6 protein-coding genes and 2 pseudogenes are annotated in these 8,051 nt (G+C 70.0%); 3 read left to right on the plus strand and 5 right to left on the minus strand.

The annotated features are described in order from the left end of the window. The 5 genes and pseudogenes from ADY01_RS29220 to ADY01_RS29240 all read right to left on the minus strand — a co-directional run. Nucleotides 1–367 (minus strand): annotated as a pseudogene (locus ADY01_RS29220) (glycosyl hydrolase); the annotation flags it as partial. Continuing rightward, the gene (locus ADY01_RS29225; protein WP_049579488.1) at nucleotides 364–1,239 is read right to left on the minus strand and encodes a carbohydrate ABC transporter permease; all 876 of its coding nucleotides are present in this window, start codon (nucleotides 1,237–1,239) and stop codon (nucleotides 364–366) included. The pseudogene ADY01_RS29220 and the gene ADY01_RS29225, both read right to left, overlap by 4 nt. Further along, nucleotides 1,236–2,192 (minus strand): carbohydrate ABC transporter permease, encoded by a 957-nt coding sequence (locus ADY01_RS29230; RefSeq protein WP_078900712.1) that lies wholly within the window; start codon nucleotides 2,190–2,192, stop codon nucleotides 1,236–1,238. Before ADY01_RS29230 ends, ADY01_RS29225 begins: the two co-directional genes overlap by 4 nt. 111 nt (nucleotides 2,193–2,303) lie before the next feature. Then, on the minus strand, nucleotides 2,304–3,629 hold the full coding sequence (locus ADY01_RS29235; RefSeq protein ID WP_053171318.1) for a sugar ABC transporter substrate-binding protein: 1,326 nt from the start codon (nucleotides 3,627–3,629) through the stop codon (nucleotides 2,304–2,306). A gap of 82 nt (nucleotides 3,630–3,711) precedes the next feature. Continuing rightward, on the minus strand, nucleotides 3,712–4,743 hold the full coding sequence (locus tag ADY01_RS29240) for a LacI family DNA-binding transcriptional regulator (RefSeq protein ID WP_049579490.1): 1,032 nt from the start codon (nucleotides 4,741–4,743) through the stop codon (nucleotides 3,712–3,714). 372 nt (nucleotides 4,744–5,115) lie between these two features. Here ADY01_RS29240 and ADY01_RS29245 point away from each other — a divergent pair, with 372 nt between their 5' ends. From ADY01_RS29245 to ADY01_RS41020, 3 genes and pseudogenes are all read left to right on the plus strand, one after another. After that, the gene (locus ADY01_RS29245) at nucleotides 5,116–7,548 is read left to right on the plus strand and encodes a LamG-like jellyroll fold domain-containing protein (protein ID WP_159001493.1); all 2,433 of its coding nucleotides are present in this window, start codon (nucleotides 5,116–5,118) and stop codon (nucleotides 7,546–7,548) included. Between the two features lie 149 nt (nucleotides 7,549–7,697). Then, a pseudogene (locus tag ADY01_RS37570) lies at nucleotides 7,698–7,850 on the plus strand (transposase); the annotation flags it as partial. Further along, nucleotides 7,822–8,051: hypothetical protein (locus tag ADY01_RS41020; protein WP_234320455.1), on the plus strand; the 230-nt coding region annotated here is incomplete at its 3' end. The pseudogene ADY01_RS37570 and the gene ADY01_RS41020, both read left to right, overlap by 29 nt.

The raw sequence follows: 8,051 nt of genomic DNA on the forward strand, positions 1-8,051 counted from the left end.
GGGAGGGGCGTTTGGTGAACGCCAGGCCCTGGGGGTCGGAGTCGGCGGCGGCGATCGGCTGCCACCAGCGATCGGCGCGGAAGGCGGAGTAGAAGGCGGTGATGCGGCCGTCGGCGGAGATGGCGTTGCCGGAGAAGCAGCCGTCGGCGTCGTGCCAGCCGGGGGTGGGGACGAGCGCGGTGGGCAGGGTTTGCCAGCGCAGTAGGTCGCGGCTGCGGTAGTGGCCCCAGTGGACGTTCGCGTGGGTGGGCGCCTCCGGGTTGTGCTGGAAGAAGACGTGGTACCAGCCGTCGTGGTGGACCAGCCCGTTGGGGTCGTTGATCCAGTTGGCGGGCGGGCGCAGGTGGAGTGCGGGCGGCTGGGTCACTCCTTCACCGCCTGCGAGGCGATGCCCTGGACGAAGGCGCGCTGGAAGATGAGGAAGACGACCAGCACGGGCACGGTCATCATCGTGGCGAAGGCCATGATGTCGCCCCACTGGATGGGCGGCAGGGTCTGGAATACCGACATGCCGACCGGCAGCGGCCGCACCTCCTCGCTGCGGGTGACCATGACGGGCCACAGCAGCTGCCCCCACACCACCAGGAAGCCGAGGATCGCCACGGAGGCGTAGACAGGCTTGGAGAGCGGGACGATGACGGAGCGGAAGACACGCCAGGGGCTGGCACCGTCCATGCGGGCAGCCTCCTCCAGCTCGCGGGGCAGGGAGAGGAAGAAGGAGTAGAAGAGGTAGACGAAGAAGGGGTTGGCGATGAAGGGGATGATCTGTGCCTGGTAGGTGTCGTGCCAGCCCATCTCGGTGACCATCAGCAGCAGCGGGATGGCAAGCGCCTCGAACGGGATGATGATCAGGGCGATGACGGCGGCCAGCACGACAGTGCGGCCGGTCCAGCGCAGCCGGGCGAGGGCGTAGCCGAACATGCTGTTGACGACGAGGCCGGAGCCGACCGTGAAGCCGCAAATGATGACGGAGTTCAGCATCAGGCGGCCGAAGTCGGCGCGCTCCCAGGCGCTGTGGAAGTTGTCCAGGCTCGGGTCGGTGGGGAGGAGAGCGCGCCAGCTGCCGCCGTCGGACAGAACCTGGTCGTTGGGCTTCAGGGCGCCGGAGACCATGAAGAGCAGCGGCACGAGCATCGCGACGGCGATGCCGGTGCACAGCAGGTAGTGGACGAGGAGACCGCGGCGCGTCCTGGGGGTGGTGAGCGTGGTGGTGGCTGTGGCTTGGTCGGTGGTCGTCATCGGATCGCACGCTCCTCGCGGCCGAGGCGGCGCTGGATCAGCGACACCGCCAGGACGAAGAGGAAGAAGACGACGGCGAGGGCGGACGCCTGGCCGATCATGCGGCGTGTGTAGCCAGTCTGGAGGAGTTCGAGCATCATCGTGCGGGTGGCGTCGGTGGGGCCACCGGGGAACTGGGGCATCAGGTAGACCTGGTCGAAGAGCCGGAAGGCGAAGATTGAGGTGACGTTGATGACGAAGATGAGGGTGTTGCGCAGGCCCGGCAGCGTCACGTGGCGGAACTGCTGCCACGCGGTTGCGCCGTCCACCCGCGCCGCCTCGTAGAGCTGGGCGGGGATGGTCTGGAGGCCGGCGAGGAAGATCACCATCTGGAAGCCGACGCCCTGCCAGAGGGAGGTGAGCACGATGCCCGGCATCGCCCAGCCGCTGCTGGAGAGCCAGCCGGGCTGGAACTGGTCGAAGGTGACGATGCCGAGAGCGCCGTTGACCAGGCCGCCCTCGGGGAGCAGCAGCAGCTTCCAGATGACGGCGGCGACGGCCATCACGGTGACGGTGGGCAGGAAGTAGACGGTGCGGAAGAAGGTGCGGCCGGGCAGCGCGCGATTGACCAGCACGGCAAGGCCCAGGGCGGCGGCGGTCTGGAGGGGGACGACGATCGCGGAGAAGAGCACGTTGTTGCCGAACGAACGCCAGAACAGCGGGTCGTCGAAGAGGCGCTGGTAGTTCTCCAGGCCGACGAAGGCCACGGGGAGGGGCGAGGACAGGCGCTGGTTGGTGAAGGAGAGCACCACCGCGGAGACGAACGGGGCGATCAGGAAGAGGACGAGGAGGGCGGCGGCAGGCGCGGAGAAGAGGAGCGCCGTCAGCCGCTCGCGGGTGCGCAGCGACGGGGTGCGGCGTCGCGCGGCGGGCGGCGCCGCCATGGCGGAGGCCGCGTGGGACACAGCGGGCATGAGGGGTCACCTCGCAGGGTTTCGCGGGTGGGACGGTTCTGGGGCCGGAGTCTGTCCCGGGCGGCGCGGGCTCGCCGCGCCGCCGTGGGGCGGACGCGTGGAAGGCGAGGGCTACTCCTGGATGGGGTAGCCGTCGTTGTCCTGGATGTCGCGGTCGATGCGCTCGACCGCGGCATCCAGGGCCTGCTGGACGTCGCGTCCCTGGGCGATGTCGTCGATGGCCTGGGAGAACGCCTGCGTGATCGCGGGGTAGGCGGGGGTCTGCGGGCGGGGCACCGCGACCTCGGGTGCGCGGGCGAGGCTCTCGGTCACCAGGGTCATCGGGCCGTCCTCGGCGTACAACTCGCTGGCGGCCAGCGCGGTCTGGGTGGACGGAGGGGCGCCCACGGCCTCGTAGAGCGTCAGCAGGCTGTCCTCGCGCAGCAGGAACTCCAGGAACGCCGCGGCCGCGTCCGGCTCCTCGGCCTGCGTGGTGATGCCGAACTGCCACGAGCCCATGCCGGCCTTGGAGCCCTCGCCGAAGTCGGGCAGCGGCAGCACCACCAGGTCGTCGCCGGCGGCCTCGTGGTAGCCGCCCTGGTAGGCCCACATGCCGTTCCAGGAGATCGGGCTGCGCTTTTCGAGGAACGGGCTGTCGTCCTGGGCCTCGGTGTCGACGTAGCCGTCGGTGAACCAGCTCTGGAAGGTCTCCATGGCACCCACCGCCTCCGGGCCATTGAGGACTCCGTCGGCGGACTGGAAGCCGTCGCGGTCGATCAGGTCGCCGCCGGCGGACTGCACGATCGGGCCGAAGGCGTAGGAGAACCACTCGCCCTGACGCCCGTACCACATGTGGGCGTCGAGCGGGCGCTCGTACCCGGCGGCCTTCAGGTCGGCCAGGATGCGGGTGAACTCCTCCGCGGTCCAGGCGTCGTCGATGCCCTCAGGAATGCGGGCGCCGACCTCCTCCAGGGCAGTGCGGTAGGCGTACAGCACGGTGCCGGAGTCGAAGGCGCCGACGCCGTAGAGGTGGTCGGCGTAGGTGCCCTGCTCGACGATGGAGGGCAGCAGGTCGGCGGTGGTGGAGTCGGCGAGGCAGTCGTCGAGCGGGATGAGGTTGCCGTTCCAGGCGTAGTTGTAGAGGTTCGGCCCGTCGAAGTCGAGAAGCTCGGGGAGCTCGCCGGAGGCGGCGGCGGCCTGCACGGAGTCGTTGTACGTGCCCTCGGGCACGCTCTCCACCGTGACGGTCACCTCCGCCTGACTGTCGTTGAACTGCTCCACCAACGACTGGAACGCCCGCTTCTCCTCGCCGCCGGCGTGGTAGAAGGCCGTCAACTCCTGGGTGCCGTCGATCGTTCCGTCGCAGGCGGCCCCGGATCCCGCGGTGTCCGAGCCGGAGCAGGCGGCGGTGGGGACCGCCAAGGCGGCCAGCGCCAGAGGTAGCATCAGCTTGCGCATGGTTCGTCCGTTCTCGTGTCGTGAGAGGTATGAGCCGTGTGGTGGGGTCGGGTGGCCGCCCGGCCCCACGGGCGTCAGGGCGTTAGTCGGGGGGTGGGCCGATGGAGCCGCGGACGCGCGGCGGCATCGGCACGCGGTGCACAGTGGCGTCCAGCCGCTCCTGATCGAGGATCAGCTCGACGGCCAGCCGGCCCAGTTCGTAGTGCGGGAGCGCGAGGGTGGACAGCGCGGGGTGGAGCCAGGCGGCGAAGTCCTGGTCGTCGAAGGAGACCACGGACACCTCGTCCGGCACGCTCAACCCGGCCTCCGCCAGGGCCTGGTAGGCGCCGAACGAGACCCGGTCGGTGGCGCAGACCAGCGCGCGGGGCGTGTGCCCGTCCTCAAGCAGGCCGCGGACCTCGCGGTAGCCGTCCTCGGCACCCCACTCGCATTCGATGACCCCCTCCAGACCGGCGCGGCCCGCGCGCAGCGCCTCCTGCAGCCCGCGCATGCGCTCGTTGCCCGCGAAGATCCCGTCAGGGGTGGCGGGGACGGCCTGGTGGCCGCCGATCGCCCAGATGCCGCCGGTGTGCCCGGCGGTGAGCAGCAACCGGGCGGCCGCGCGGCCCGCCTCAATCTCGTCCGGGATGACGGAGGGCGCGTCGAAGCCCGGGGCCAGGCAGTTGAGCAGCACCACCCTGCGGCCGTACAGCTCCTGGGGCAGGGTGACGTAACGGGTGTACATCGTCGCGTAGATCACCGCGTCGGCCTGCCGGTCGAGCAGCCCGTTGACGAGCCCCGACTCGGCGGCGCGATCGCCGCCGGTCTCGGTGATCACCAGCAGGTGCTCTCGGGCGCGGGCGGCCTCGAGGGCGCCGCGGATGAGGTCGCCCGCATAGGGGGTGGTGGTGATGGTGTCGGAGACCAGGCCGATGGTCTGGGTTGACTTGGTACGCAGGCTGCGCGCGGTGACGTTGGGCCGGTAGCCGAGCATCCGGGCGGCTTCCCGCACCCGCTCGCTGGCGGCGGTGGAGATCCGCTTGTCGGTGCGCCCGGAGAGCACGAACGAGGCCGTGGTCTGCGAGACGCCCGCGCTGCGGGCGACGTCGGCCATGGTGACGCGGCGTCGTGCCATCCTCGGCTCCACTCCCCACTCGTGTAGTAAATCGAATTAGCAGTGGGGAGGAGCATGCGACCGTGTGTCGCTGCTGTCAACACCTGGCGCGAGACTGGCGAGAGAGCGGGCGATTCCATCCGAATTGCGCAGCCATAGCGTGCCGTCTTCGTAACGCTCGGTGCCCACTTGGGGTTCGGATTACGATTTCGTAAAGCTGTGTTGCAGCAGTCTTGCTTTAGCAGAAGCGCGGCCCTGAGCATCATCCCCGCTGGCGTCAAATCGAATTAGCTAGCCAGGTCAACGGCGCGAACGAGCCACCGCCGGCGATCTGAAACCACGCCATGTCCCGAGGAGCACCGCTCACCCCCCACCGAAATGAGGAGAACCAACGTGACCGACGCACAGCGAAAGACCGCACGCAGCACCACACTTGGACGGCGTGCCTTCGTGGCCGTCACCGGCGCACTGGTCGGCTCCGCCGCGATCGGCGGCGTCGCGCGCGGCGCCCGCATCGGGCTCGGCACGCAGCAGCAGGACGGCCTTGCAGCCCACTGGGACTTCGGCGAGGGCCAGGGCACCTCGACCACCGACCAGGTGAGCGGCCAGGCCAACCCCATCGCCTACGTTTTCACCAATGCCGTCTACAAGCCCAGCAGCGACCCCCTGTGGGAACCGCAGGACGCGGACGCCGGAAAGCTGTCGGCAGCCCTGCTCTTCGACGGCTACTCCACGTACGTGACGCGGGAAGCACAGCTGGAGTTGGGCACCGAGGCGCTGACCGTCGAGGCGTGGGTGGCGCCGCGCGGCTTCGAATGGGGCGACGCCGGCAAGGAGTCCGCCATCGTCAACAAGCAGGAGCGAACCGCCAACCTCGGCTTCTCCCTCGGCGTGGGCCGGCACGGACGCTGGTTCTTCGGCGTCGGCGCCGGGAATGCCTGGTACCAGGCGACGGTGGAGCAGAGCGCGGTCCTGATGCCTGGCGCGTGGGCACACGTGGCGGGCACCTTCGATCCGGCCGGGGGCGCGGTGCGGCTGTATCTCAACGGTGAAGAGGTCGCCGCCGCCCCGGTTCCCCCCGAGGCGCGCTTCGCTCCCGCCGGAGTGCCCCTGCTGATCGGGCGGCACAACCTGCCGGAGATCATCAACGGCGTCTTCGCGGTGAACATGTTCGCAGGGCTGATCGACGAGGTGAAGATCAGCGGCCAGGCGCTCACCGCCTCCGACGCGGCCGCGGCGCACCAGGCCGACCTCGACACCTTCGCGGGCGGGACCATACCGGTGCCCGATCTCACGATGGAGCGCTCCCGTTACGACGGCGACCGCTACCGTCCGGGCTACCACTTCACCGCGCCGAACCACTGGATGAACGAGCCGCATGCCCCGATCGAGGTGGGCGGCCGCTATCACCTGTTCTATCAGCACAACATCCACGGCCCCTACTGGCACAACATCAGCTGGGGCCACGCGGTCAGCGAGGACCTGGTGCACTGGCGCGACCTGCCGATCGCCCTGCGGCCGACGGCCGGCAGCGTCGCCCCGGACGGCGTTTGGTCCGGCGACGCCGTCCTGGACCCGGACGGTAACCCGGCCCTGCTGTTCACCGCGGGAAACGACGCACAGACCCCCAACCAGGCCGTCGGCCTGGCCCGTCCGGCCGACCCAGACGACCCCGACCTGATCGAGTGGGAGATGCATCCCACCCTGGTGACCCAGCAGACGCGGGACCTGGACGTCGGCGCCGGGCGCCAGGTGCGCTTCGGCGACTTCCGCGACCCGTTCGACTGGAAGGAGGGCGACACCTACTTCCAGCTGGTGGGCTCGGGCGTGCGGACCACCGATGGCGCCAGCGTCGGCGGCACCGTGCTGATGTACACCTCCCAGGACCTGGAGAACTGGACCTACGCCGGCCCGCTGATGACGGGCGACGTGGCGGCCTACCCCCGCACGGGCCAGGTGTGGGAGCTGCCGGTGTTCCTGCCCATCGGAGAGGACTCCGAGGGACGGCAGCGAAACGCCCTGCTGATCAATCCGGCCTTCCCCGAAGGGCCGGCCGAGTACGCCAGCCGGTACGTCTACTACTGGGTCGGCACCTGGGACGCTCAGACCCTCACCTGGACCCCTGACACGGACGAACCTCGGCTGCTCGACTACGGCGACCACTTCACCGGCCCGAGCGGCCTGGTGGACAGCTCCGAGCGGTCCTTGGTGTTCACCATCGCCCAGGACCGGCGCACCGAACAGGCGCACTTCGACGCCGGCTGGGCCCACAACGCCGGCCTCCCGGTGGAGCTGACCATGCGCCCCGACGGCGACCTGGGCGTGCGCCCGGTGGTCGAGGCCGAGCAACTGCATGACGGCGAGCCGCTGGTGGAGATCACCGAGTCGCTCGGCGTGGCACAGGCCAACGAGCGCCTGAGCGGGGTCAGCGGGGACATGCTCCACGTGCGGATGACGATGGCGCGGGGCACCACCGACCGCTTCGGCATCGACGTGCTGCGCAGCCCGGGAGCCGAGGAGTACACGCGGCTGTTCTACGACAACGGCTCCGGGGAGTTCGGCGTGGACCGCACCCTGACGGGCAACAACTCCGGCCTCGGCGGGCAGCTCGGGGTGCACAGCGGACCGTTGTCGCTCGACGGCGACCGGCTGGTGCTGGACGTCTTCCTGGACCGCTCGATGGTCGAGGCGTACGCGAACGGCCACAAGTCGATCACCACGCGCGCGTACAGCAACAGGGACGACGCGCTGGGGCTGAGGATCTTCGGTGACGGCGCCACCGTGGAGTCCCTGCGGGTATGGCGGATGGGAGAGATGACAAGCTGAGCCGTTCCCAGCCGCGCCGGGTTGGCGAATCCGGTGATGCCCTCGCCTCCGACCGTGATGATCTCCGACCTGGGGCGAGGGCACCTTCTGACGAGCAGTGGTCTATGCCGGAGCCGTTGCTGCCGGTGGCCACGTAGGGTCGGCCGCCGCGGGGTCGGCGCACCAGATCGACGGGGATCCGCTGGCGGGTGCGCATCGGTGCTCCCCTGGAGGATCTGCCTTCGCAGTATGGGCCGTGGCAGACGGTGCACAGTCTCTTCCGGCGCTGGAAGAGTGGGCTTCGCCGCGAGCCAGGGCCATGACGTTGCTGTCCGCGGGATCGAGGTAGCCCTCAAGCGCGGCGATGAGCTGGTGCGTCAGCCCTGTGTGCTCGACCGTGGTGTGGGTGCGCCACAGGCTCTTCAGCGGCTTTGCCCCGAGAACCTGAGCACCGACGCCACCCTCGCCCCCCGGCGACGCCCGGGCCACGGCCACGCCGACCACGAGGGCGCCCGACCTCACCC

Source organism: Streptomyces sp. SBT349 (assembly GCF_001083795.1).
Lineage (GTDB): Bacteria > Actinomycetota > Actinomycetes > Streptomycetales > Streptomycetaceae > Streptomyces.

Excerpts from the sequence above, each read along its gene's own strand:
- ADY01_RS29225 (WP_049579488.1), bottom strand. The coding sequence starts at position 1,239 with ATGACGACCACCGACCAAGCCACAGCCACCACCACGCTCACCACCCCC.
- ADY01_RS29235 (WP_053171318.1), bottom strand. The coding sequence starts at position 3,629 with ATGCGCAAGCTGATGCTACCTCTGGCGCTGGCCGCCTTGGCGGTCCCC.
- ADY01_RS29230 (WP_078900712.1), bottom strand. The coding sequence starts at position 2,192 with ATGCCCGCTGTGTCCCACGCGGCCTCCGCCATGGCGGCGCCGCCCGCC.
- ADY01_RS29240 (WP_049579490.1), bottom strand. The coding sequence starts at position 4,743 with ATGGCACGACGCCGCGTCACCATGGCCGACGTCGCCCGCAGCGCGGGC.